Here is a 268-nt window from a genome sequence, read left to right as displayed (position 1 = left end):
CCATCAACCAGTACAAACATCATCAGTTTGAAAGGCAAGGATATAATCATCGGTGACAACATCATCATACCCATGGCCATCAGCACGCTGGCGACCACCAGATCGATAATCAGAAACGGGATAAACAGCATAAAACCTATCTGAAATGCGGTTTTAAGCTCGCTGGTAATAAACGCCGGGATCACTACAGTAATCGGATAATCCTGTGGCTGCTCAGCCACTTCCAGCCCGGCAATCTGGGCAAAGGTATCCAGATCTTTGGTGCGGG

General features: G+C 47.8%; 1 pseudogene. It reads right to left on the bottom strand.

Going from position 1 to position 268, the window contains the following annotated elements:
• A pseudogene (locus R0J87_RS20930) lies at positions 1 to 268 on the bottom strand (flagellar type III secretion system pore protein FliP); the annotation flags it as partial.

The sequence above is a fragment of the Halomonas sp. SIMBA_159 genome (assembly GCF_046536035.1).
In the GTDB taxonomy this organism is placed as follows: Bacteria; Pseudomonadota; Gammaproteobacteria; order Pseudomonadales; family Halomonadaceae; genus Vreelandella; species Vreelandella venusta_A.
The sequence above is the reverse complement of the archived record's forward strand: the minus strand, read 5'-3'. Positions and strand labels throughout refer to the sequence as shown.